General features: G+C 70.6%; 25 protein-coding genes and 1 pseudogene. 8 read left to right on the top strand and 18 right to left on the bottom strand.

Going from position 1 to position 22,854, the window contains the following annotated elements:
- Positions 1 to 124: 124 nt before the first annotated feature.
- Complete coding sequence (locus tag H9L21_RS03540) at positions 125 to 886, bottom strand: isoprenyl transferase (protein WP_154595662.1); 762 nt, start codon at positions 884 to 886, stop codon at positions 125 to 127.
- Between the two features lie 93 nt (positions 887 to 979).
- Here H9L21_RS03540 and trhA point away from each other — a divergent pair, with 93 nt between their 5' ends.
- Positions 980 to 1,678: a PAQR family membrane homeostasis protein TrhA gene (gene trhA / locus H9L21_RS03535; protein WP_154595663.1), complete on the top strand. Its 699-nt coding sequence runs from the start codon at positions 980 to 982 to the stop codon at positions 1,676 to 1,678.
- Here the strand turns inward: trhA and H9L21_RS03530 are convergent.
- From H9L21_RS03530 to H9L21_RS15435, 7 genes and pseudogenes are all read right to left on the bottom strand, one after another.
- Positions 1,653 to 3,677, bottom strand: a complete 2,025-nt coding sequence (locus tag H9L21_RS03530; protein WP_154595664.1) for a thioredoxin domain-containing protein — start codon at positions 3,675 to 3,677, stop codon at positions 1,653 to 1,655. The genes trhA and H9L21_RS03530 overlap by 26 nt on opposite strands.
- Positions 3,678 to 3,730: 53 nt before the next feature.
- Positions 3,731 to 4,024, bottom strand: a complete 294-nt coding sequence (locus H9L21_RS03525; protein WP_154595665.1) for a hypothetical protein — start codon at positions 4,022 to 4,024, stop codon at positions 3,731 to 3,733.
- Between the two features lie 16 nt (positions 4,025 to 4,040).
- Complete coding sequence (locus H9L21_RS03520; RefSeq protein WP_154595666.1) at positions 4,041 to 4,979, bottom strand: phosphatase PAP2 family protein; 939 nt, start codon at positions 4,977 to 4,979, stop codon at positions 4,041 to 4,043.
- Positions 4,976 to 6,460, bottom strand: a complete 1,485-nt coding sequence (locus tag H9L21_RS03515) for a hypothetical protein (RefSeq protein WP_154595667.1) — start codon at positions 6,458 to 6,460, stop codon at positions 4,976 to 4,978. The genes H9L21_RS03520 and H9L21_RS03515 overlap by 4 nt, the downstream gene beginning before the upstream one ends.
- Positions 6,461 to 6,498: 38 nt before the next feature.
- Positions 6,499 to 7,056 carry a GNAT family N-acetyltransferase gene (locus tag H9L21_RS03510; RefSeq protein ID WP_222865841.1) on the bottom strand — a complete coding sequence of 186 codons (558 nt, stop codon included), beginning with the start codon at positions 7,054 to 7,056 and terminating at the stop codon, positions 6,499 to 6,501.
- A gap of 7 nt (positions 7,057 to 7,063) precedes the next feature.
- On the bottom strand, positions 7,064 to 7,279 hold the full coding sequence (locus H9L21_RS03505; RefSeq protein ID WP_154595668.1) for a hypothetical protein: 216 nt from the start codon (positions 7,277 to 7,279) through the stop codon (positions 7,064 to 7,066).
- 27 nt (positions 7,280 to 7,306) lie between these two features.
- Positions 7,307 to 7,411, bottom strand: a pseudogene (locus tag H9L21_RS15435) (DUF8730 family Cys-rich protein); the annotation flags it as partial.
- A gap of 114 nt (positions 7,412 to 7,525) precedes the next feature.
- On the opposite strand from H9L21_RS15435, the gene H9L21_RS03500 reads away from it, so the two are divergent.
- Positions 7,526 to 7,972 carry an SRPBCC family protein gene (locus tag H9L21_RS03500; RefSeq protein WP_154595669.1) on the top strand — a complete coding sequence of 149 codons (447 nt, stop codon included), beginning with the start codon at positions 7,526 to 7,528 and terminating at the stop codon, positions 7,970 to 7,972.
- A gap of 115 nt (positions 7,973 to 8,087) precedes the next feature.
- Entirely contained in the window at positions 8,088 to 9,710 is a 1,623-nt protein-coding gene (locus tag H9L21_RS03495) for a phytoene desaturase family protein (protein WP_187411761.1), read from the top strand.
- 12 nt (positions 9,711 to 9,722) lie between these two features.
- Here the strand turns inward: H9L21_RS03495 and mca are convergent, their stop codons facing one another.
- Entirely contained in the window at positions 9,723 to 10,574 is an 852-nt protein-coding gene (gene mca, locus H9L21_RS03490) for a mycothiol conjugate amidase Mca (RefSeq protein WP_154596300.1), read from the bottom strand.
- A 74-nt stretch (positions 10,575 to 10,648) separates the two neighbouring features.
- Here mca and H9L21_RS03485 point away from each other — a divergent pair, with 74 nt between their 5' ends.
- A complete protein-coding gene (locus H9L21_RS03485; protein ID WP_187411760.1) occupies positions 10,649 to 11,032 on the top strand; it encodes a DUF4307 domain-containing protein in 384 nt (127 codons plus the stop codon).
- 65 nt (positions 11,033 to 11,097) lie between these two features.
- Positions 11,098 to 11,595 (top strand): transcription elongation factor GreA, encoded by a 498-nt coding sequence (gene greA, locus H9L21_RS03480; RefSeq protein WP_154595672.1) that lies wholly within the window; start codon positions 11,098 to 11,100, stop codon positions 11,593 to 11,595.
- Between the two features lie 110 nt (positions 11,596 to 11,705).
- On the opposite strand, the gene ilvA is transcribed toward greA, so the two are convergent.
- Positions 11,706 to 12,896 (bottom strand): threonine ammonia-lyase, encoded by a 1,191-nt coding sequence (ilvA, locus tag H9L21_RS03475; protein ID WP_187411759.1) that lies wholly within the window; start codon positions 12,894 to 12,896, stop codon positions 11,706 to 11,708.
- 9 nt (positions 12,897 to 12,905) lie between these two features.
- Positions 12,906 to 14,039, bottom strand: coding sequence for an AI-2E family transporter (locus H9L21_RS03470; RefSeq protein WP_187411758.1), 1,134 nt, complete (start codon positions 14,037 to 14,039; stop codon positions 12,906 to 12,908).
- A 49-nt stretch (positions 14,040 to 14,088) separates the two neighbouring features.
- Between H9L21_RS03470 and msrA the strand changes: the two genes are divergently transcribed.
- Positions 14,089 to 14,724 (top strand): peptide-methionine (S)-S-oxide reductase MsrA, encoded by a 636-nt coding sequence (msrA, locus tag H9L21_RS03465; protein ID WP_154595673.1) that lies wholly within the window; start codon positions 14,089 to 14,091, stop codon positions 14,722 to 14,724.
- Positions 14,725 to 14,728: 4 nt separating this feature from the next.
- Positions 14,729 to 15,280 (top strand): mismatch-specific DNA-glycosylase, encoded by a 552-nt coding sequence (locus tag H9L21_RS03460; protein WP_154595674.1) that lies wholly within the window; start codon positions 14,729 to 14,731, stop codon positions 15,278 to 15,280.
- A gap of 211 nt (positions 15,281 to 15,491) precedes the next feature.
- Here H9L21_RS03460 and H9L21_RS03455 read toward each other — a convergent pair whose 3' ends face one another.
- The 4 genes from H9L21_RS03455 to H9L21_RS03440 all read right to left on the bottom strand — a co-directional run bounded on the left by H9L21_RS03455 (position 15,492) and on the right by H9L21_RS03440 (position 19,435).
- The gene (locus tag H9L21_RS03455) at positions 15,492 to 16,973 is read right to left on the bottom strand and encodes a cytochrome P450 (RefSeq protein WP_222865840.1); all 1,482 of its coding nucleotides are present in this window, start codon (positions 16,971 to 16,973) and stop codon (positions 15,492 to 15,494) included.
- A gap of 11 nt (positions 16,974 to 16,984) precedes the next feature.
- On the bottom strand, positions 16,985 to 17,803 hold the full coding sequence (locus H9L21_RS03450) for an SDR family NAD(P)-dependent oxidoreductase (protein ID WP_154595675.1): 819 nt from the start codon (positions 17,801 to 17,803) through the stop codon (positions 16,985 to 16,987).
- A 61-nt stretch (positions 17,804 to 17,864) separates the two neighbouring features.
- A complete protein-coding gene (locus H9L21_RS03445) occupies positions 17,865 to 18,755 on the bottom strand; it encodes a pirin family protein (RefSeq protein WP_154595676.1) in 891 nt (296 codons plus the stop codon).
- On the bottom strand, positions 18,755 to 19,435 hold the full coding sequence (locus H9L21_RS03440) for a tyrosine-protein phosphatase (RefSeq protein ID WP_154595677.1): 681 nt from the start codon (positions 19,433 to 19,435) through the stop codon (positions 18,755 to 18,757). Before H9L21_RS03440 ends, H9L21_RS03445 begins: the two co-directional genes overlap by 1 nt.
- A 56-nt stretch (positions 19,436 to 19,491) precedes the next feature.
- Between H9L21_RS03440 and H9L21_RS03435 the strand changes: the two genes are divergently transcribed.
- Positions 19,492 to 20,406: an SGNH/GDSL hydrolase family protein gene (locus H9L21_RS03435; RefSeq protein WP_154595678.1), complete on the top strand. Its 915-nt coding sequence runs from the start codon at positions 19,492 to 19,494 to the stop codon at positions 20,404 to 20,406.
- A gap of 67 nt (positions 20,407 to 20,473) precedes the next feature.
- On the opposite strand, the gene H9L21_RS03430 is transcribed toward H9L21_RS03435, so the two are convergent.
- The 3 genes from H9L21_RS03430 to H9L21_RS03420 all read right to left on the bottom strand — a co-directional run bounded on the left by H9L21_RS03430 (position 20,474) and on the right by H9L21_RS03420 (position 22,821).
- The gene (locus H9L21_RS03430; RefSeq protein WP_154595679.1) at positions 20,474 to 21,343 is read right to left on the bottom strand and encodes a Bax inhibitor-1/YccA family protein; all 870 of its coding nucleotides are present in this window, start codon (positions 21,341 to 21,343) and stop codon (positions 20,474 to 20,476) included.
- 93 nt (positions 21,344 to 21,436) lie between these two features.
- Entirely contained in the window at positions 21,437 to 22,498 is a 1,062-nt protein-coding gene (locus tag H9L21_RS03425; RefSeq protein ID WP_154595680.1) for a hypothetical protein, read from the bottom strand.
- Positions 22,495 to 22,821, bottom strand: a complete 327-nt coding sequence (locus tag H9L21_RS03420; protein ID WP_154595681.1) for a PadR family transcriptional regulator — start codon at positions 22,819 to 22,821, stop codon at positions 22,495 to 22,497. The genes H9L21_RS03425 and H9L21_RS03420 overlap by 4 nt, the downstream gene beginning before the upstream one ends.
- Positions 22,822 to 22,854: the final 33 nt, after the last annotated feature.

Raw genomic sequence — 22,854 nt, 5'->3', positions numbered from 1 at the left:
CTCTCGGTCACCTGAGAGCTCGTGATGGAGCAAGGGCACACCCCGAAAGTACGACCGGAGCAGGCGGTGAATCGGACGCCGCGCCGCGTGTCGCCACGATTGTGCGAACGGTCGGAGGGGTCGATCAGGCGCCGAAGCGGCGCTCGCGCTCGGCGTAGGAGCGCATGGCGCGCAGGAAGTCGACGCGCCGGAACGCGGGCCACAGCGCGTCGCAGAAGTAGAACTCCGAGTGCACGCTCTGCCAGAGCAGGAAGCCGCTCAGTCGCTGCTCGCCCGACGTGCGGATCACGAGGTCGGGGTCCGGCTGGCCCTTCGTGTACAGGTGCTCGGCGATGTCGTCGACCTCGAGCGTCGACGCGACGTCCTCCAGGCTCCGTCCGGACCCCGCCTGCTCCATGAGCAGGGAGCGCATCGCGTCGGTCAGCTCCTGGCGACCTCCGTAGCCCACGCAGATGTTGACCGAGAGGCTCGACTCGGCGCCCACGGTGAGGTCGGCGGCGCGCTTCATCCGCGCCGCGCTCTCGGCCGGGAGCATGTCGAGGTTGCCGATGAGGCGGATGCGGTAGCCCCCGGTGGCGAGGTCCTCGACGAGGCGCTCGATGACGACGAGCAGCGCGGCCAGCTCGTCGGCGGGACGGCGCAGGTTGTCGGTCGACAGCAGCCACAGGGTGACGATCTCGACGCCGAGCTCGTCGCACCAGGCGAGGAACTCGGCGATCTTGTCCGCGCCGGCCTGGTAACCGTGGTCGACGCCGGCGCCCGCACCGCGGGCCCAGCGACGGTTTCCGTCGACGATCGCGCCGACGTGGCGCGGGAGGTGCTCGGGGTCGAGTCCCTTGGCGAGGCGACGCTCGTACACGCCGTAGAGGAGATCGCTGACCGGCATGGCGTCCAGAGTACGCGGCGGCCCCGCGCGATGGGACGACTGTCACGCACTCGTCCGGGTGGCTCCCGACGGCGTGAGGACTACCATGGGCACATGCCGTCCCCGAAGCCCGACACCACCGTCGACGAGGTGGGGGATCGCATTCGCGACACCGTCGAGGAGATGAAGCCTCGCCTTCGCGGATGGCTGCACGCGGCGACTGCACCGCTGGCGCTGATCTCCTTCCTGATCATGCTCGTCTTCGCCGACAGCCTCGCCGCTCGCGCCGGCGCGGCGGTCTTCATGCTCAGCGCCCTGCTGCTGTTCGGCGTGAGCGCCGTCTATCACACCGTGCCGTGGCGCGAGCGCGCCAAGCAGGTCCTGCGGCGACTGGACCACTCGAACATCTTCATCATGATCGCCGGGTCCTACACGCCCTTCTCGCTGCTGCTGCTCAACGAGCGACAGACCATCACGCTGCTCTCGCTGGTGTGGGGCGGCGCGATCCTCGGCGTGCTGTTCAAGGTCTTCTGGCTGTCGGCACCGCGCTGGGTCTACGTGCCCCTCTACCTGGCCCTGGGCTGGGCGGCGCTGATCTACCTGCCCGACTTCATGGCGGCCGCGTCCACGACCGTGTTCGCGATGCTCGTGCTGGGCGGGATCTTCTACACCGTGGGCGCCCTGGTCTACGCGTTCCAGTGGCCGGACCCGAACCCCAGGTGGTTCGGATACCACGAGGTGTTCCACGCCCTGACGATCGCGGCGTTCATCGTCCACTACATCGGCGTCAGCTTCCTCGTGTACCAGTCCTGACCTCGTTCCCTGCGGCGAGGTCCGCGGGATCGGTGACGGGCAGCGCGCACACGAAGTCGCGGCACACGTAGGCGGTGGCGTGCCCGCCGATCGCCTGCCGTCCTTCGAACAGCGGCACGGGCGAGCCCTCGCGCGTCGCGACCACGACGGCGCCCGGCGCCGTCAGGCCGAGCGCGGCCCGGTGCATCGGACCGGCGACCTCGCCGACGACGGCGATCTCGGCGGGCCCGTCGTGCAGCGCCTCAGCGGCGGCGAGGGTCCATCCCGCGAACCGCGGAGCTCCGGTGGCCAGCGCAGCGGCGCACTCGACACAGTCGACCGCGGCGGCTCGCACGTCATGGTCGCCGGTGACCGCGGCCAGGGCGAGCAGCCCGTGCGCGAGGGCCGACGAGCCTGACGGGTTGGCGTTGTCGGACACGTCGCGCGGTCGCACGACCAGTGCCTCGGTGTCGTCGGCCGTGTCGTACCAACCGCCGTCCTCGGCGCGGAAGTGCACCAGCGCGCGGTCGGCCACGTGCCGGGCGCGGTCCAGCCAGCGGGGGTCGTCAGTGGCGCCGAGCACGGCGATGAACGCCTCGATGACCGCGCCATGGTCCTCCAGCACCGCCGCATGCTCGGAGCGGACGCCGCCCAGGGACGTGCGGACGAACCCTGGCTCGACGTGCAGGTCCCACAGCAGCGTCGCTGCCTCGGCGGCCGCGTCGACGAGATCGGGCCGGTCCAGCAGGATGCCGCACTCGGCCAACGCGGTGACGGCGTAGCCGTTCCACGCGGCCACGACCTTGTCGTCGCGGGCCGGGCGGGTGCGCTCGGCCCGTACTTCGAGCAGTCGGGCACGCACGCGCTCCCAGCGCTCGGGGTCGTCGGGGTCCTGCAGCAGCTGCAGGGTCGAGAAGCCGCGCTCGAAGGTGCCTCCACCGGTGACCGAGAGCAACTGGACCGCCCACGCGGCGTCGCTCGTGCCCAGCGCCTTCATCAGCTGGTGCGGGTTCCACACGTAGTACGTGCCCTCGTGACCGTCGCTGTCGGCGTCGAGTGCCGAGGCGAAGCCACCCTGCTCGGTGCGCAGCTCGGTCAGCAGGAAGTCGGCGGTCTCATGACAGATGCGCTCGGCCAGGGCGAGCTGCTCCTCGGAGCCCTCGTGCGCCCGTAGCGCGCGGGCCCAGTGCAGGTACGCGCGCAGCAACAGCGCGTTGTCGTAGAGCATCTTCTCGAAGTGGGGCACCCGCCAGAAGCGGTCGACGCTGTACCGCGCGAAGCCGCCGCTCAACTGGTCGTACATGCCCCCGCGCGCCATCGCCTCGAAGGTGCGGCAGACGATCGACCAGACTTCCTCGTTCCCCGTCCGCGCATGCTGGCGCAGCAGGAACTCAAGCACCATCGACGGCGGGAACTTCGGAGCGTCACCGAAACCACCGGCCTCGGGGTCGCCCTGCTTCACGAGCGTGGCGGCCGCGCGGTCGAGGTCCTCGGACGTGAGCGGCTCGCCGCCGAAGTCGTCGTCCGTGGAGAGGAAGTCCAGCACCTGCCCCGCCGACGACAGGACCTCCTCGCGCCGGTTCTGCCACGCATCGGCCAGCGCCTGCAGGATCTGACTGAAGGCCGGGTGCCCGCCCCGCGGCTCGGGCGGGAAGTACGTGCCGGCGAAGAACGGCTCCCCCGTCGGCGTCAGGACGCACGTCATCGGCCACCCGCCCTGGCCCGTCATCGCCTGGGTGGCCCGCATGTAGACGGCATCGATGTCGGGGCGTTCCTCGCGGTCGACCTTGATGTTCACGAAGTGCTCGTTCATGTAGGCCGCCGTTGCCGGGTCCTCGAACGACTCGTGCGCCATGACGTGGCACCAGTGGCACGCCGCGTATCCGACGCTCAGCAGGATCGGCAGGTCGCGGCGCTCAGCCTCGGCCAGCGCCTCCGGGCTCCACTCCCACCAGTCGACGGGGTTGTCCGCGTGCTGACGCAGGTACGGCGACTGGGACTGGGCGAGTCGATTGGCCATTGGTTCACGCTACCGGGGGTGCCGAACGAGCACTTGCGGAGCGAACGCCCCGGTCAGTCGACGGCGAGCACCTCTTCCTCGAGGTTGACCAGCAACAGGTCCGCCGCGTCCTCGGGGCCGTCGACCGCGAGTTGCTCCACCTCGTAGTCGAAATCGGACGACCGCGTCGGCCGACCGGGCACGCGTTCGTCGGTGTAGATGATCCGCCCCTCGACGAGGTTCGGCGACACGGACACGGCGATCACGTCCTCGATGGTGAGGATGGGACCGCTGTCATCGGCGCGCCGCGCCCCGACGAGCAGGTCGCGCAGCGTCCCGAACTCGGTCGCGAGATTCCTTGTCCCCACGGTCGATCCTCTCCCGTCAGATGGGCACGTGGTGTCGGCGCTCCCACCAGCCGACCCCGAACATGACCAGGCCGGCGAGGGCCCACCCGGCGATGATGTCGATGACGTAGTGCTCCGCGTAGTAGACCAGCGCGAACGCCATGACGAGCGGGTAGATCAGCGCCGTCCAGCGCCACGGGCTGGTGAGGCGGCGGATGGTCCACAGCGCCACGAGCATCGCGATGCCGCCGTGCAGCGAGGGCATGGCGGCGACGGGATTGCCCACCTCGGCCAGGATGACGTGGAAGCCGCCCAGGCCGATGTCGGACCAGCCCCGGCCGGTCAGCCGGGGCAGGCTCTCGGCGATGTAGCCCTCCTTCGACGCCAGCCACGGAGGCGCCATCGGGTACAGCACGTAGACGATCAGGCCCGCCACGTTCATCACCAGGTAGCGGCTCAGCCACGCCGCCCAGTCGACCCGGTTCCGCACCCACAGTACGAGCGCCAGGGTGAGGGCGACCACGAAATGCGTGTAGTAGACGGTCGTGAGGAGGACGTCGTACCAACGCGGCGAGGTCTCTCGGACGCACGGGTCGCCACACAGGGCGTCCTGCAGGTAGGCCGTGGGCAGGTCGTTGCCGCCCGTCAGCCAGCGGTCCACGTGGATCGGCATCGTCCAGTGCACGGTGCCGATCAGCTCGTCGCTCAGCCCGCGACTGTAGAGATAGACCACGAGCACGGCGAACGCCGGCCACCAGTCCTTGACGAAGTCGAGGTGGGCCCGGGCGGGCACGCCCCACCGCCACGCGATGACGGCCAGCCACATCCACGCGAACATCTGGAACGGGTCGGTCGGCACGCCGATGACCACGATCCACGCCACGAGGGCCGCCGCATAGACCGCGATGGCGAGCGGGCGCCAGCGCACCGCCTTCGAGCGGGGCTCGGTCGCCTCGGTGGACTCCTCGGTGGTCACCGGCAACCTCCTCCGTGCGGGACCGGCCGGTCGACGCGGCGGTCGAGCCAGACATCGCGGCCGCACACCTGCGCGATCACACGGTATCGCTCCTGCACGACGTCGATCAGCCGCTGCGCGTCCACGCCCCAGTCGTCGAAGCCACTCCAGTCGACGATCCACGTGGGCGCGTCCGGGCCCTCCAGCACGTCGCTCAACTGGTCCAGATCAGGGTCCAGCGCGCGGACGGGCAGACTCCACAGATAGGGGTAAGGGCTCTCGAGTCCCGCGTTGAACAGGACGTTCGGCTGCCCATAGGTGACGACGCCGGTGTCGCCGGGCTCGGCGACCTTCTCGATGGCGCGGCCCACGGCCTGCTGCTCGCGGCCGTCCCGGCCGGGGTCGGTCAGCGCGTATCCGGTGGACACGATCGTCGCGGCCACGAGTACGACCGCACCGGTACGAGCCCAGCGCCGGGGTACCTGAGCGGCGGCCAGGCCGGCACCGAGCGCGCCGGTCGGGATCAGCGCGATCAGGTAGTGCGCCCAGTAACTGCCGCCCATCAGGGCGAACACCGTGGCTGCGAGCAGCGCGGCGCTCGTCGCCCAGACGACAGGGTCGCGGCGGCGGGCCGCCAGGACCAGGACGGCGGCCGTCAACATGGCCAGCCCGCTGACAAGCCAGGTCGAGACCATGGCGAGAAGGCGCTCAGTCGTGGCACCCGAGGCGGACGCGCGGATCGTCGCACCGGCCTCGAGCCGGAAGGTCACGACGGCATCGAACAACTCGACCGGACCCGCACCCCGGGCGGCCGCGAGCGCCACGGCGGCCGTCAGCGTCACCGCCACTCCCCCGACGACCCCGGCGGCGAGCGCCAGCAGCTGACTCCGGGACCGGCGCCCGCGCCACGCGATCATGACGAGCGCCACGACCACGAAGACCGCCGCGTCCACGGTGGACTGCTTGACCAGGACCGCGAGGGTGGCCGCGGATCCGGCGACGACGGCAGCCTTCCAGCCCGCGCCCCGCCGGACGATGAGGACGGTCGCGAGCAGCGCGGCAGCGGAGAACGGGGCGGCGAGGATCTCGCCGTTGACGCGCGCGGTCCCCAGCCACGGCTGCGAGGCGAGGAGTGCGGCCGCGCCGGCGGCCCAGACACCCGCTCGAGGGCCGGCTGCGACGCGGGCGGCGAGGCCCACCAGCACCACGACGGCCGCGGCGGCAGTGCAGCCGATCAGTCGCAGCGTCGTCAGGTCGCCGGCGGCCTCGAAGATCCACACCAGCACGGGCGGGCGGTCGACCCAGTACCTGCCGTAGAGCTCGTCGCCGTGGCCCCAGCCCGCGCCGACCATGAGGTAGCCCGCCTCGTCGCGTCCGGGAGGAGCCCCGATGAAGGGAAGCTGCAACAACACCGCGAGAACGGCGAAGCCGACGATCGCAAGGCCGGATCGGTCACGCAGGGAACGTCGATCCCGACCACCGGATGCGAGGTCGGAAGGCACTCGAAGACCATAGTCGAGCCATCCCCGCGGCTCGGACCTCAGGACCGCACTCCCCCGCGTGACAGGCGGTAGAGGACGTGCCGGCGCAGCGGGCTGTCCGGCGCCAGGGCGGGGTGGTCGAAGTCGTCCGCAGGGTCACGCGTCATCCCCAAGCGCTCCATCACGGCGCGCGACCGGGCGTTCCCGGCGGCGGTGAACGAGACGATCTCTTCGAGCTCGAGGACGTCGAACCCGTGACGCAAGGCGGCGGTCGCGGCCTCGGTGGCGTAGCCGTGGCCCCAGGCCCAGCGGGCCAGTCGCCAGCCGACCTCGATGGTCGGCTCGCCACGCACGAGCTCGGCGATCGCCCGGGGCACGGGGTTGAGCCCGGTGAAGCCGGCGAACCGGCCGTCCGGGGTCTCGACGGCCCACAGGCCCCAGCCGTGCTCATCGAGACGGGAGGAGATCCGGTCGGCGAGAGCGTCGCTCTCGGAAGCGTCGAGCGGTGCCGGGAAGTGCTCCATGACCCGCGAATCCGCGTTGAGCGCGGCGAACGGCTCGCGATCGACCTGGCTCCAGTGCCGCAGTCTCAACCGCGGGGTGCGCAGGTCCGTCACGGGGTGATCAGGAAGTGGAGTCGTCCTCGGGCTTGCGAGGAGTCTCGTCCTCGCCCTCCCAGGGCTGACGCGCCTTCTTGGCCATCTTGGCGAACGACCACAGCAGCAGCCCGACGATGATGCACAGGCCGAGCACGTACAGGCCCGGCAGCCAGCCGATCGACTGGTTGCCCTTGGGGTCGATCTCCTGGGCGGTGAGAACCGCGAGATCCAGCATGGTCACGGACACAGCCTAGTCCTGCTCGTGGCCGCACCACTGGTCGGCCGGGACGGCCGCCTTGACCTGGTCGACGTGCTCACCGCATCCGCGCCACGTCGTCTTGCCGCACTGCTTGCACGGAACCGGAGAGCACATGGGCCCCATCCTCACTGTCGTTCGACTGCCTACCTGTCGAGACTAGGCGATCGGCCGAAACCCCTGACACGACGGGCGGTGTGTGAGGGCGCGTCCCGTGGGTACCTCGCGACCATGAGCACCAACACCCGCCTCATCGAGACCACCCCGGAGCGAGTGTGGGACGTCCTGGCCGACGGCTGGCTGTACCCGCTGTGGGTCGTGGGCGCCTCACGCATGCGCGACGTCGACGCCGCGTGGCCCGAGGTCGGCGCCAAGCTGCACCACTCGGTGGGCGTGTGGCCGGCTCTGATCGACGACGACACCCTGGTGCTCGAATCCGATCCCGGGCGGTCGCTGAAGCTGCACGCCCGGGCGTGGCCGGCCGGGGCGGCCGAGGTGCTGATCACCCTCGCCCCGCAGGGCGCCGGGACCAACGTGACCATCGTCGAGCAGGCCGTCAGCGGACCGGCCACGATGATCCCGCAGGTCGTCCAGTCGCCGACGCTGCACTGGCGCAACACCGAGACCCTGCGCCGCCTCGCCTTCCTCGCCGAACGGCGCGAGGCTTCCGGAGCGTGACCTCGCGGGCCCGCACGGTCTGCACGCCGCAACTCCGGCGACCGCAGGCCGCCGGCAGCCGTACGGTGGAGAGGACGCCGGGCGCCGCGCTCGCGTCCTGGCAGGAGGCCCCCTCGTGACGACTTTCGACGCCATCGTGATCGGCGCCGGACCGAACGGACTCGTGGCGGCGAACCACCTCGTCGACGCGGGGTGGTCGGTCCTCGTCCTGGAGGAGCAGCCCACGGTGGGCGGGGCGGTGCGCAGCGACACCGACGTCCATCCCGGCTTCGTGCACGACACCTTCAGCACCTTCTATCCCCTGGCCGCTGCCTCACGCACGATCCAGCGCCTCGGACTCGAGCAGTACGGGCTGGTGTGGCGCCATGCACCGGCCGTCCTGGGCCACCCGTTCGCCGACGGCCAGTGGGCTCTGCAGCACCGCGATCGTGAGATCACGGCCACGTTGATGGATCGCCAGCACGCGGGCGACGGGGAGGCCTGGCTCGAACTGTGCCGTACGTGGGACGAGATCGGCGACGCCCTCATCACCGGGCTGTTGACGCCGTTCCCGCCGGTGCGCGGCGGGCTGTCACTCCTGCGCCACCTGCCGAAGGCGGGTGGTCTCGACCTCGTCAAGATGCTGCTCAGCCCCGTCGTCGACATCGCCGACACGCGGTTTCGCGGACCGGCACCGGGGATCCTGCTGGCCGGCAATGCCGGGCACGCCGACATCCCGCTGGACTCCCCCGGCTCCGGGTTGATGGGCCTGATGATGACGATGATGGGCCAGACCGTCGGGTTCCCGGTGCCCGAGGGCGGCGCCGGGAAGTTCGCGGAGGCCTTGGCCGCACGGTTCCAGGCGCGCGGTGGACGAATCGAGACCTCCAGCCGAGTCGCGCACATCGACGTGTCGGGCGGGCGCGCGAGCGGGGTCCGCACGGCCGACGGCACTCCCTACGCAGCACGCCGCGCGGTCGTGGCCGACGTCGTGGCCCCGGCGCTGTACAGGGCCCTGCTGGACCCGGCGGACGTCCCGGCCAAGGTGCACGAGCGGATGCGGCACTTCCGCCTCGACCCCGGCACCGTGAAGGTCGACTGGGCGCTCGACGGACCGATCCCGTGGGCCTCACCGCCGCCCTACGCGCCCGGGACGTTCCACGTCGCCGACTCCCGCCATGAGATGAACCAGGCCCTGCAGCAGGTCCACGACGGCTACGTGCCCGCCACGCCGTTCCTGCTGGCCGGTCAGATGACCACGACCGACCCGACCCGCTCGCCCGCGGGGACCGAGTCGGTGTGGGCGTACACGCACGTCCCGCAGCAGACGGTCGCCGATGCGGGCGACGGCACGATCCGGGGCACGTGGGACCGCGACGACGCCGAGCGATTCGCGGACCGCATGCAGGACCGGATCGAGCGGCTCGCCCCGGGCTTCGGCTCGCGGATCCTGGCGCGCCGCGTGCTGGGCCCGCATGAGCTGCAGGCCCGGAACGCCAACCTCGTCGGTGGCGCCATCAACGGCGGCACCGCCGCGATCGACCAGCAGCTGTTCTTCCGCCCGATCCCCGGGCTGGGACGCGCCGAGACCCCGATCCCCGGGCTCTTCCTGGGGTCGGCGTCGGCTCATCCCGGCGGAGGCGTGCACGGCGCGCCGGGCATGAACGCCGCGCGGGCGGCCCTGGCCCACGGCCGGATCGACCAGGTGGTCTCGCCGGTGCGCGGCTGGGCGCGCTCGGTGAGGGCCCGGCGGGGCTGAGCCCCGCCGGACTCAGCGCAGACCGGCGAAGAGGTCGTCCTCGGGCAGCTCGGTGTCGACGAAGGTCTTCACCAGCTCCCAGTCCTCGGTGGGCCACGCCTCGGCCTGGACCTGGGGCGGCACGGCGAACCAGAACCCGTTGGGGTCGATCTGGGTCGCGTGCGCGATCAGGGCGCGGTCGCGGACCTCGAAGTAGTCGGCGCACGGCACGCGGGTGGTCATGCGCTTCTCGTGCTCGGGGTCGATCTCGCGGGTCTCGAGCCAGTCCTTGTAGGGCGACTCGAGGCCGTGCCGCTCCATCGCCGCGTTGATCGCCTCGATGCGCGCCCGCGACCAGCCGTGGTGGTAGTAGAGCTTCTTGACCTGCCACGGCTCGCCCAGCTCGGGGTAGCGCTCGGGATCGGCGGCGGCCTCGAACGCGTACACGCTGACCTCGTGGCACTTGACGTGATCGGGGTGCGGGTAGCCGCCGTTCTCGTCGTACGTCGTCAGGACGTGCGGGCGGAAGGAGCGGATCAGCCGGACGAGGGGCGCGGCGGCCTCCTCGATCGGCACGAGGGCGAAGCAGCCCTCGGGCAGCGGTGGCTTGGGGTTGCCCTCCGGCCAGCCCGAGTCGACGAAGCCCAGCCAGTCCTGGGTGACGCCCAGGATCTCGCGGGCCTTGTCCATCTCCTCGCGACGGATCTCGGCGATGAGCTCGGGGTTCTCGAGGATCCCCGGGTGCTCGAAGGCGGGGTTCAGGATCGACCCCCGTTCGCCGCCGGTGCAGGTGACGACGTGCACGTCGACCCCCTCGGCCACGTACTTGGCGGTGGACGCCGCACCCTTGCTCGACTCGTCGTCAGGATGGGCGTGCACGTGCATCAGGCGCAGTTTGGTGTCTGCCTCGTTCTCGACCACGTGCCCCAGTCTTTCACGCCCCTGAGACACTGGAAGGCGTGACCGATCTCGACGCGCGCTACGGACGCCATCGCCGCACGACCCCGCGATGGCTGTGGCCCCTCGTCGCCGCCCTCGGCGTCACGGTGGGCATCGCCTGGGCCGCTTGGGCCTCGTGGACCGACGTGCCGGTGTTCCAGGCCCGCGTCCACTCCTACGAGGTCATCGACGCGCAGCGCACCCAGGTCGACCTGGAGATCTTCCGCGACGAGCCCGTGGCACTGACCTGCCGGGTGTTCGCCCAGGCCCAGGACAAGGTCGTCGTCGGTGAGAAGAACGTCGAGGTGCCGGCCTCGTCGCAGAGTCCCGTGCGCGTCGTCTCGGAGATCCGCACCGAGCGCCGTGCGGTCACCGCGGTTTTGGACTCCTGCGAACCTTCGTGATGCTGTAGACTCGACGTTTCACCCCGGGAGGTCCCGGGGTGTCGCACGTAGTGAGGAGAACAGCCATGTCGACCGAGACCGAGACCATCTGGGTGACCCAGGAGGCCTACGACCGACTCGTCGCCGAGCTCAACCGCCTCAAGAACGAGGTTCTTCCCGACATCACGCAGAAGATCGCCAATGCCCGCGAAGAGGGCGACCTGCGCGAGAACGGCGGGTACCACGCCGCTCGCGAGGAGCAGGGCAAGACCGACGCGCAGATCCGTCAGCTCGAGGACCGGCTGCGCCGCGCCGAGGTCGGCGACGCGCCGGCCGACGACGGCAAGGTCGAGGCGGGTATGAAGGTCACCATCCGCTTCCAGGGCGACACCGACACCGAGACGTTCCTGCTGGGCTCGCGTGAGCTGCTGAGCATGGACTCCAGCGTCGATCTGGACATCTACTCGCCCACGTCGCCGCTCGGTGCGGCCATCATGGGCACCTTCGCCGGCGACACGGTCTCCTACGAGGCCCCCAACGGCAAGACCCTCACCGTCGAGATCGTCGAGGCCAAGCCCTTCTGATCCGTCGGGACCGTCGGTTTACCACGGTCCCGTGGTAATTCGCCGCCTCCCCAGGGAAGTTTCCCTGGGGAGGCGCTGGTTTACCACGGGACCGTGGTAAACCGTCACGCTCAGCTGGGGTCGTAGCCCAGCTCGGTCAGGCGGCGCCAGACCTCTTCGCGGTGGGCGTTGCCGCGGGTCGCGACCTGCAGCGCCACCTCGACCTCGCGCACGCCCAGGGCCTCCGAGCCGCGATCGTGGTTGACGTTGAGGATGTTCACGTCCATCTGGGCCAGCTCGGTCAGCAGCCGCATCAACTCGCCGGGGCGGTCCGAGATGCGCACGCGGAACATCAGGAACCGGCCGCCGGAGGCCAGGCCGTGCCGGATCACCTCGAGCAGGAGCAAGGCGTCGATGTTGCCGCCCGAGAGCACCGGGACCACGGGGCCGTCGAAGCGGTCCGGGTACTCCAGCAGCGCCGCCACTCCCACCGATCCCGCCGGCTCGGCGAGCAGCTTGGCGCGCTCGAGCAGTCCGATCAGCGCCTGACTCATCGACTCCTCGGAGACCGTGACGACGCCGTCCAGGTGCTCGCGGATCAACCCGAACGGCACTGCGCCCGGTCGTGAGACCGCGATCCCGTCGGCCATCGTCGACCCGAGGTCGGCCTCGACGGGGATCCCCTCGGCGAGCGATCCGGGATAGGCCGCCGCGGCCTCGGCCTGCACGCCGACGACGGTGATGTCGGGGCGCTCGGACTTGAGCAGGGCGATGCCGGCTGCCAGTCCCCCGCCGCCCAAGGGGACGAGGATGGTCGACACCTCCGGGAGTTGCTCGACGATCTCGAGTCCCACGGTCGCCTGCCCGGCGATGATGTCCGGGTGGTCGAAGGGGTGGATCAAGGTGGCGCCGGTCTCCTCGGCGAACTCGGCGGCGGCCACGAGCGCCTCGGTGACGCCGAGCCCGTGGAACCGGACCTCCGCGCCGTACCCGAGGGTGGCCTGGACCTTCGGCAGGGCAGCGCCGTGCGGCATGAAGATCGTGGCGCGGGCACCGAGCTTGGCGGCGGCGAGGGCGACGCCCTGCGCATGGTTGCCGGCGCTGGCCGCGACGACCCCCCGGGCACGCTCCTGGTCGGACAGCCGCGCGATGCGTGTGTAGGCGCCGCGGATCTTGAACGACCCAGCGCGCTGCAGGTTCTCGCACTTGAGCCGGACGTCGCGACCGGTCAGCTCGTGCAGCCACCTCGAGTGCGTGAGCGGCGTGACTTCACTGACGCCCTGGAGGGTTTGCCTTGCCGCGCGCGCATCGTCGAGGTCCACGCGTCCAGCCTAGGCCGGTGCCGCGGGTGGGCTCCCGAGGTCCCGTGACTCCTCGCCGAGTGGTCCATCGGTGTCCGGTGGATCGCCCGCCGCCAGGTGCCGCACGATCGTGTTGACGCACGCCGCGAGGGGCACTGCGAGCAGGGCACCGACGATGCCGCCGGCGACCAGCCCTGTCGCGATCACGAGCAGGATGGCGAGCGGATGGAGAGCGACGATGTGGCCCATCAGGAAGGGCTGCAGGACGTGTGCCTCGATTTGTTGCACCGCGATGACGCCCGCCAGCATCACCAACGCCGTGACCGGACCCTGGGCGACGAGGGCCACCAGAACCGCCACCAGGCCCGAAAGGGTGGCACCGATGATCGGGATGAAGGCACCCAGGAACACCAGGACGCCGATCGCCGCCGCGAGGGGAACCTGCAGGATCAGGGCGACGCCCGCGATGCCGACGGCGTCCGCCAGGGCGACGAGGACGGTGGCGCGCACGAACGCGGTGAGCGACCCCCACGCCGCGCGGCCCGAGGAGTGCACGCGCTCACGGGCGACCCGTGGGAACAACCGCACGATCCAGCCCCAGATGCGAGCTCCCTCATAGAGGAAGAAGAACAGGGTGAAGAACGTGACCAGGAAGCCAGCCACGAAGTGGCCGATCTGGACGCCGACTTCGGTGGCTTGCGAGAAGATGGCGGAGTCACTGCTGGAGATCGCCTTCTCGAGTCGGTCGATCCAGCTGTCGAGCTGACGGTCGGAGAGATCGAGCGGCCCGGTGCGCGCCCAGTTCTGCACCTGGTCGATCCCCTGGATGACGCTGTCGCGCAGGTCGTCGAACTGCGTCGACAACTGCTGTCCCACCACGCCGATCAGGCCGATCACCGTGAGCAGCAGCCCCAGGACGACCGTCAGGGCCGCAGCGAGCCGGGGCACCCCGTGACGGGCGAGCCAGTCGACCGCTCCGACCGTGAGAGCCGCGAGCAGTGCGGCGATGGCGATCGGGACGGTGACCTCGGAGAAGTAGCCGAGCACCCGGATGAGCAGGTAGCCGGCGGCTCCGATGAGCACGAGGCGCCAGGCCCACGCCGCAGCGATCTCCACTCCGATGGGGATCGCGTACCGGCCGGCCCCCCGGGATTCGCTGCTCACTCTCTGAGGCTACGGGAACATGCCGACATCGCGCGGCGTTGATGTTGGCATGCGATTCGGATTCGACAAGACGACGCTTCCCACGCCCGAGACCGCGCTCCCGGGCCGCGACACCCGCCCCTTCGAGGTCGGGGATCGGCACCTCGTGACCGGCAACCCCATCGAGACCGACGGCCCCGAGGGCTTCGGGATCGCCGTGTTCGGCCTCGGGTGCTTCTGGGGCGAGGAGAAGACGTTCTGGGAGCAGCCCGGCGTCTGGTCCACCTCCGTCGGCTATGCCGGCGGCGTCACCCCGAACCCGACGTACGAGGAGGTGTGCACGGGCCGTACCGGTCACGCCGAGGTCGTGCGCGTCATCTTCGATCCCTCGGTCATCAGCTACGCCGACCTGTTGAAGGTGTTCTGGGAGAACCACGATCCGACGCAGGGCATGCGCCAGGGCAACGACCGCGGCTCGAACTACCGGTCCGTCATCTTGACCACGACGCCCGAGCAGCAGGCCGAGGCCGAGGCGTCCCGCGAGGCCTACCAGCAGCAGATGACCGCCCACGGGTACGGCCAGATCACGACGCAGATCCGCCCCCTCGACGCGTACTACTACGCCGAGGAGGCGCACCAGCAGTACCTCGTCAAGAACCCGTTCGGGTACTGCCCGCTGCACGCGACCGGCGTCTCCTACGCCTGATCGCATGAGCTGGAGTCGCGCCGAGCTGGAGTCCTTCGCCGGACGCACGATCCCGGACCTGATGCCGGACGACCTGCGGCTGCTGTTCGTCGGGATCAACCCCGGCCTGGTCAGCGCCGCGACGGGCCTGCACTTCGCCCGGCGCGGCAACCGGTTCTACCCGGCGCTGGTGCGCGCCGGGCTGGTCGACACCGACGACCCGGCCCTGGCGGCCGAGCAGCTGCGTGACCGCGGCGTGGGGATCACCAATCTCGTCGCCCGAGCATCCGCCCGGGCCGACGAGCTGGACCCGTCCGAGCTGGTGGAGGGCCGCGCCCGCTTGGTCGAGCTCGTCACCGAGCACCGACCGCGCGTCGTCGCGGTCGCGGGCATCACGTCCTTTCGCACCGCGTTCGGCCACCGCGCCGCCCGCCCGGGCCGGCAACCCGACGACCTCGCCGGGGCCCAGGTCTGGGTCGTGCCCAACCCCAGCGGACTGAACGCGCACGAGAACGTGGAGTCGCTGGCGCGGGCCTATCGCGAGGTGGCGCAAGCCGCGGGCCTGCTCCCCGCGTGACGGTCGTGCCTGGGGTGAGCCCATGGTCCAACAACTCAGCCTGACCAGCCTCGGTGTGGCCGACCTGGATCGCGCCCGGTCGTTCTACGAGGACGGTCTCGGCTTCGTCAAGGACAATGACGAGGTCGACGCGGTGATCGCGCAGGCGAGGTTGGCTGGGGCCACCGTGCTCAAGCCGGCCGCACGACGCTGCGGTGAGCGTGAACTCGCGCTAGTGCGCGACGGGGCAGCCCGACGGCGCCTCGGCGGGTCCGGTGTCGGCGGCCGGCGCCTGCGCAGCAGCCACCGTGGGCGTGCGCGGCGTCAACGTGACGTGGAAGTCCTTCGGCACGATCGTCAGCCGCTCCTCGATGCGCAGCTCGTAGTCCGGGTCTCCCGTGATGTCGAAGCGATGCAGAATCCGCGCCAACACCAAGATCGCCTCGTGGATCGCGAACTGGCGGCCGATGCAGGCCCGCTCCCCCGTGCCGAACGGCTTGTAGATGTTCTTCATCCGCCCGCGCGAGTTCTCGGGCAGGAACCGATCCGGATCGAAGTCCTCGGCCGTCGGACCCCAGGCCTTCGGATCGCGGTGCGTCATCGGCAGGATGATCATCGCCCAGTCATCCGGCGTCATCACGACCTCATGCTCGGTTCCCGCTCCGACGGTCGTCGTCTCGCGCGGAGACCGGGCGAACGCCGGGGCGGTGGGCCACAGCCGCAGGGTCTCGTCGAGGCAGCGCCGCAGGTAGCGCAGGCGCGGGATCTGCTCGAAGGTCGGCTCGGTGTCGGGGTCCGGCCCCAGCAGGTCGTCGACCTCGGCGTGGGCCTTCGCGAGGATCTCGGGGTTCCGCGACAGGTAGTACAGCGCGAAGCTCAAGGCACCCGACGTCGTCTCGTGACCCGCCACCAGGAACGTGAGGATCTGCTCGCGGATGTTGCGGTCGTCGAGCTTCACACCGGTCTCGGGATGGGCCTCGTAGAGCATCCGGTCGAGCAGGTCGTCGTGCCGCTCACCGCTCTCGCGGCGCTCCCCCACCATCGTGTCGACGAGATCGTCGAGATACGCGCGCTGATCGGCGTTCCGCTCGTCGATGCGCCGAGCGATCCTGCCGCCCCCGGGCACCGCGTCGAGCGCACCCTTCTGCATCCCCGTCATGAGCGCCATCACCATCGCGTCGACGAACGGGTGACGCTCGCTGGAGGTGAACGATCCGAAGTCGCGGCTGAAGGCGCAGCGGCTGATCGTCTCGAGCGTCAACCGGGTCATGTCGGCGGTCACGTCGATCGGCCCGCCCTGGCTGTCCCACACCCCGAACATCTCGGCCGCCGTCTCGAGCATCGTGTCGTGGTAGCCGCGCATCGCAGCCTTCGCGAAGGCCGGCATGAGCACGCCGTGGGCCGTGTGCCAGTTCTGCTCGCCCTCGAGCGCCGTGAACAAGCCGTCGCCGACGAAGTCGCGCAACTGCGCCACCGCGGGCGCCAGGACCTTGTAGAAGCGCGACTCGTCGCACAACTCGGCGGCCAGCGCGGCGTCGGAGACGAACACGTACTTCTGGTTGAAGACGCGCACCTCGAAGATCGGACCGAGGGACCCACCGATCGTCATGACGTTCTTGATCGGAGTGTCGGTGTTCATCCGCATCGCGTCGTAGGCGATGGGGCGACGCCCGGGCGGATGGGGGAACTTGTGCCCGCTCCAGCTGTTCCGCACGGTCAACAAGCTCACAATCCGGCCTTTCCTGCGAGGCGCCCCACGAGGCGCTGGTAGTGCGGCCCGGCCACCCGGGCAACCAGGTCGATCACCCGCGCGTCCGCGCCGATGAGCACCCTCGTCCTGCCCTTCTGGACGCCGTCGAGGATCACCTCGGCGGCCCGGGCGGGGCTGGTGCGGGCGATCCGGTCGAAGGTCGTCGCCAGTCCGTCGTGGTCGAGCCCGTCGACCTGGCCGGCGTTGCGCGCGACGTTGGTCTTGATCCCGCCGGGGTGCACGCACGTCACCTTCACCGGACGGCCGCGCGACGCCATCTCCATGCTCAGCGCCTCGGTGAAGCCGCGGACGGCGAACTTGGCGGCGTTGTACGCGCCCTGCGTGGGCACCGAGATGATGCCGAAGACGCTCGAGATGTTGACGACGTGACCATCACCCGAGGCGATCAGGTGGGGCAGGAATGCCTTCGTCCCGTTCACCACACCCCAGTAGTCGACGTCCATGACCCGCTCGAGGTGCTTGAAGTCCGTCGCCTCGATGTCGCCGGTGAACGCGATGCCCGCGTTGTTGTAGATCTGGTGGACGGCGCCGAAATGATCGGCGACCTCGGCGGCGTAGGCCAGCACCCGCTCACGCTCGGTGACGTCGAGGTGGTCCGACCGCACCTCACCGCCCGCCGCGCGGATCAGTTGCTCGGTCTCGGCCAGGCCTGCGGCGTCGACGTCGCAGATGGCGACCCGCGCCCCGCGGCCCACCAGCTCCAGCGCGAGTGCACGACCGATCCCCGAACCCGCACCCGTGACGACGGCGATCTTCTGTGTGAAGTACGTCATACCCACCTCCGAATACCGAGAGTATCTGAAAGTGGGGCGAATGCGCGCACCTCCCCCGTGTTCAGTCGCGCCGGGTGCGCGGAGTCAGCCGCACACGCGGCAGCGGCGGAGCCGGGATGACGACTCCGTCGTGTCCCTCGACCCGACCGAAGCGTGGATCGAGCGCCTGCCACTGCTCGCGCGCGGCCACGACCTCCTCGTGCGTGCGCCCGATGAAGTTCCACCACATGACGATCTCCTCCTCGAACGGCTCACCGCCGAGGAGCATCACCAGGGTGGGGCGCTCGACCTCGATCGCCAGCGCGGCCCGGCCGGGCGCCAGATAGTGCAGGGCCCGCTGCGCGACCGGCTGCCCCGCGACGGTCGCGTCACCGTCGACGGCCAGCACGCCGTACTCGAAGGCAGAGTCCAGCTCGAACACGTGCCGCCCCGGCTGCAGTCGCAGCTCGACCCCCACGAGCGGGGTGTGCACCGTGGCCCGGGACTCGCCGCCACCGAACCGGCCGACGAGGACGACCCCCTCCCAACCGTCCCCACCCACGCGCGGGAGGTCCGGATGGTGCTCGAAGTCCGCCGGACCGTGCCGGCGATGCTCGGGCAGCGCGACCCAGAGCTGGATGCCATGCATCGGACCCGGGTCGCTGAACTCGGAGTGGGACACCCCGTCGCCCGAGGTCATGAGGTTCAGCTCGCCGGGGCGCAGCACGACGTCGCTGCCGAGGCTGTCGCGGTGCCGGATCGATCCCTCGAGCGGCCACGTGACCGTCTGCAGTCCGGTGTGCGGATGCGGCAGGACCTCCACCATCGGCGCCCCGGTCGGGCCGAAGTGGTCGACGAAGCACCAGGCGCCGATCGTCGGCAGCGGACGGCTCGGCAGAGTGCGGTGGACCCGGAGACCGCGCAGACCGCCGAGCGGGACGTCCCGCGGCTCGATCGTGCGGTCGGTGATCATCAGCCGACCAGCGTCGATCGGAGGCGGTCGACCGTCTCGGGGCGGCCGCCCCACTGCTGGAACCAGCCGAAGGCGCCGCCGGGGTGCTCGTCCCACGTGTCCAGGACGCCCGTGATGGCCTCGACCGGGGTCGCAAGGTACTGGTTGGGCAGCGTGGCGCGGCGCGGGCCGAAGAGGCGGCGGAACCGCGACTCGATCTGCTCCTCGTGCTGCGCCGTGACCAGGTAGTCGTCGACGATGTCCTCGCGCTTGGCACCCAGCAGGGCCAGGACCATCGCGATGGAAACACCCGTGCGATCCTTGCCCGCCGCGCAGTGCACGAGCGTGGTGCCCGGTGCCGTCGCGACGGCATCGACGACGTCGACGAGGTGGTCGGCGGTGGTGCGCAGCATCAGTTGGTACAGCTCGGCCAGGCTCTCGGGCGGGGCGACGCCGGGTCGCAGCGCGCTCAGCAACGGGAAGTTCAGGACCGTCACTCCCGACCCCGACAGCGGATGCTCGGGCTCGATCTCGGCCGCCGATCGCAGGTCGATGACGACCGACGGCGGCCAGACGATCTCCGGCGGCGCGGTGTCGTCTGCGAGGGGCAGGGCGCTGCGCAGCAGTCGCCCGGGCTGCACGGAGCCGCCCTCGACGGGCATCCCGCCGAGGTCGCGCAGATTCGGGACGGTCTCGTTCACGTCCCCATCCTAGGAACCCCGGGCCCACGTCTGGCGCACCTTCTTACACTGGTGGGGTGACCAGCCCCGCGCGAACGACGGCCAAGGCTGCCGTGCGGACCGCGGGAGTCAGCGTCGGCACATACGTCGTCCTCATCGCCCAGGCCCTCCTCGCACGCCGTCGGATCGGCACGACCACGGATCGCCCGCCCTCGGGCAACGGTCTCTACGGCCACGACCTCGACGGCGATCCCCTCCGTTGCCTCCTGCTGGGCGACTCGACCATGGTCGGCTACGGGATGAAGTCGGTCGACAACACGCCCTCGGCGCTCGTGGGCATCGGGCTCTCGCACATCCTGGGCGTGCCGGTCCAGATCCACAACGAGTCGTTCGTCGGTGCTCGCTCAAGCGACCTCCAGGGCCAGATCGACGCCGCGGTCGACCTGAAGCCGCAGCTGGCGATCATCCTGGTCGGCGCCAACGACATCACCCACCAGGTGCCCGCCAAGCGCTCCGCCCGCCGACTCGGCGCCGCGGTCCGGCGACTACGCGCCATGGGCTCGGAGGTGATCGTCGGGTCCGTCCCGGACTTCGGCACGATCAAGCCGCTGCCCGTCCCGCTGCGCACGGTGTGCCGGTACTGGAGCCGCCACCTGGCCCGACGCCAGACGGTCGCCGCCGTCGAGGCGGGCGCGCGCGTCGTGTCGCTCTCGGATGTGCTGGAGCCGCTGCTGCTGCTCAAGGCCGATGCGCTCTTCGGTGACGACCGCTTCCACCCGAGCGCCCACGGCTACGCGACCGTGGCCAACTTCCTCGTGGACGCCGCCGTCACCCAGTGGCGGTCCAGCGTCGTCCGCCCGCACGAGGAGGCGCCGCTCGAGCAGATGACGCTCGAGGAGGCCGCCGAGTGGGCCGTCGACCACGGTGGCACCCAAGTCGCGCCCGCGCCGCGCGGTCGCCGCTGGGCGGCCGTCCTGCGCTGGCGCCGCTGACCGGCTCAGGTCCCGGACACGACGAAGGCCCGCCACCGTGAGGTGACGGGCCTTCGTTCGGAGAGGATCAGTTGTCTCCGCGCAAGATGGCGAGGACACGCAGGATCTCGAGGTACAGCCACACGAGGGTGACGGTCAGGCCGAAGGCCGCGCGCCAGGACTCGCGCTCGGGCAGACCGGCCGCGACGCCGCGCTCGACGAAGTCGAAGTCCATGATCAGGCACAGGACCGCCAGACCGATCGCGAACAGCGAGACCAGGAGGCCCAGGAGGCCGAAGCTGCGCAGACCGCCCTGGTCGAGGACGCCGAAGATGCTCAGCAGGAAGTTCACGAGCATGACGCCCGCAAACGCGAACAGCGAGATCGTGACGACCTTGCGGAACTTGTCGGTCACGCGGATGTTGAAGAACTTGTACGCCGCCAGGGTCGCACCGGCCGCGACGAACGTGCCGAGCACGGCTTGGAAGACGATGGTCGAGTCGCCGACCCACGTCGAGACGATCTTGGAGAAGGCGCCGACGAAGACGCCCTCGGCTGCGGCGTAGGCCAGGACCAGCGCCGGGCTGATGACCTTCTTGAAGGAGTTCACCATCGCCAGCACGAAGCCGACGATCATGCCGCCCATGGCGAACATCCACGCGGTGTTGACCGCGGACTGGTCGACCGTGCCGAGCTGGTCGTCGAAGACCTTGCCGATGGTGAACCAGGCGATCGCGGCGAACAGCACGACCGTGCCGACCGTGATCGCGGTCTTCTCGACGACGGTGTCCAGGGTCATCCGCCCCGGCGAGGAGGGAGCCTGCAGCCCGGGTCCGGATGCGCCGCGTCCGTCACCGCCGGACAGGTCGATCTTCCACTGCGACGGATCTGCGTACTGCGTGGTGCCGCGGCCGTTGAACTCCGCGTTCTTCGCAAAGACGGGGTTGCTGCTCCTCATGGTCTCCTCCGGAGAATGTGGCCCCGCGCGCCGGTGGTGGCGGGGTCGGTGTGTTCACCTTATACAACGCCGCCACCGCCGGGTTTCTTCCGCTCAGCGCGGCGCCTTCGCGTCCTTCGCGTCCTTCGCCACCTCGGCGTCCTGCTGCACGGCCGAGAACAGCGCCGGCACCTTCAGGAACGGCGCGGGGCGGTCCTGCGGGACGGCGCCCTCGATGGGCTTCGTCGGGTCGTCGTAGGAGGACTCGGCCATCGTCATGGGGAAGACGTTCCACGCCTGCGCCCCCGTCTCGAGGACGGTCGGCACCCACGCGCCCGGTGTGGTGCACTCGCCGGTCTCGGCGTCCTTGGCCAGGCAGCCGTTGCCGCCGGGCACCGAGGTGGTCAGGGGCTTGCCGTCCTGGTCGAACAGCTGCACACCGGTGAGGGCCCGTCCCCGCGCGTCGTAGGCGAAGATGTTCGTCACCTCGTTGCCGTTGAGGTACACCCCCGTGCCGTCGCCGTCATCGTCGTAGACGCCGCCCTCGTAGTCGTAGGCCGAGTCGGCCCTGTCCCACGCGTTGCCGAGGTCCGCATGGGTCGGCACCTGGGGAAGGGCGAAGATCAAGGTCACGACCGCAATGACGTTGCCGGCCCCGATGAGGAGCCTGGCCCACGTGGGCCAGGTGCGCTGGCCGAGGAACACGCTGCCCGCGATCAGCACGAGCAGCAGCGCCCACTGGACGAGGTCCGCCGGGAGCAGATCGCCCTCGAAGCCGAAGAACGCCCCGAAGCACTGGAAGGCGGCCCAGGCGCGCGCGATCCACCACGCGGGCCGCAGCGTGGCCAGGAAGTCCAGGGCCGCCGCCGTCGCCGGGTTGGCGCGCAGGCTGCGGCGCAGGTCGGCGCCGATGCCGGCGACCTGGGCGCCGATCGAGGCGATGCGTCCGCGCCGGGGCTCCGGCGTCGGAAGGCCGGCCGCTCCCCGCAGCTCGGCTGCGTAGGAGACCGGATCGGGCAGCTCGCGGGCCAGGTCCTCGGCGTACGCCTCGGCCAGGTCGGCCTCCAGGCCCTCGGTCAGCTCGTCGACCTCGTCGGCGGGCAGGTCGGCGAGGGCCGCTCGGACCTCCGCGGCGAACGCGGTGATCTGGGCGGGCAGGACGGGGGTGGCGTTCATGCGGCGTTCCCTTCGAGCAGGCGGTTCATCGTGTGGGCGAACTCCGCCCAGGTCTTGCGCTGGGTGGTGAGCATCGCCCGCCCCTGGGGGGTGATGCCGTAGTACTTGCGGTGCGGCCCCTCCTCGCTGGGGACGACGTACGAGGTCAGGGCGCCGGCCGAGTAGAGCCGGCGCAGCGTGCCGTACACCGAGGCGTCCCCGACCTCCTCGAGTCCGGCCGTGCGCAACCGGCGCACGACGTCGTAGCCGTAGCCGTCCTCGCCCTCGACGACGGCCAGCACGGCCACGTCGAGCACTCCCTTGAGCAATTGGGTCGCATCCATGGACCAGACAGTACCACGCAGTCCGCATTAGTG

Source organism: Aeromicrobium senzhongii, assembly GCF_014334735.1.
Lineage (GTDB): Bacteria > Actinomycetota > Actinomycetes > Propionibacteriales > Nocardioidaceae > Aeromicrobium > Aeromicrobium senzhongii.
Note: the sequence above shows the minus strand (reverse complement) of the source record. Positions and strands in the feature narration are given on the sequence as shown.